Here is a 682-nt window from a genome sequence, read left to right as displayed (position 1 = left end):
GCAAGCCAAGTTCCCAATCCCGATCTTCTTCTCATCGACGGTGGCGAGTTTACAGGCTGGTACGACCTGCAAGCCTTCATAGAGCGGGGTGCTCGTCCCAAGTATATTGCCTTGAATGATATCCTTGCTTTCAAGAACAACCGCTCTTTCAGGGAGCTTCCTAGCTGTGGCTACCGACTCATTCGCTGGGGAAATGCCCGCAACGGCTTTGCCATCTTTAAGGATATTAAAGCTACCCTTCCTATTCATTTCTTCACCATTGTATTGGATGGACAACCCTACATTGAGCGCCACTACTCTGTCCTCTGTCAGTTGGATAGGTTAGGGATCCCCTGGCAATGGGTGGTGGTTGAGGGCGTTGCTGCCTTGCGGCATGACACAGGGTGGTGTTTGGCCAACGGTGGCCGGATCCCTGAGAGGTACTTTCAAGGGCACAGCTTGGATGGTACGGTCGAATACTTGAGGGACTTGGCAGCCAAAGACAGCCGTGTTCGGCTTGTTCAGAAGCCCGATGGCCAGTTTTGGGATGGCAAAATTGAAATGGTTAGGGCAGCCCAACCTGACTATCCCTGCTTGCTGTGGCAGTTGGATGCAGACGAAATTTGGACAGTCGAACAAATCCGGCGTGCTCATCGACGCTTTGAAGGAGTTCCCTCTCTAGAGGCGGCGGAGTTCTACTGTC

1 pseudogene is annotated in these 682 nt (G+C 52.6%); it reads left to right on the top strand.

Annotated features, from left to right (window positions below):
• Nucleotides 1-682 (top strand): annotated as a pseudogene (locus tag NW838_RS08320) (hypothetical protein); the annotation flags it as partial.

This window comes from Synechococcus sp. R55.2 (genome assembly GCF_047462075.1).
Classification (GTDB): Bacteria; Cyanobacteriota; Cyanobacteriia; order Thermostichales; family Thermostichaceae; genus Thermostichus.
This window is presented reverse-complemented; position numbering and strand designations above follow the sequence as displayed.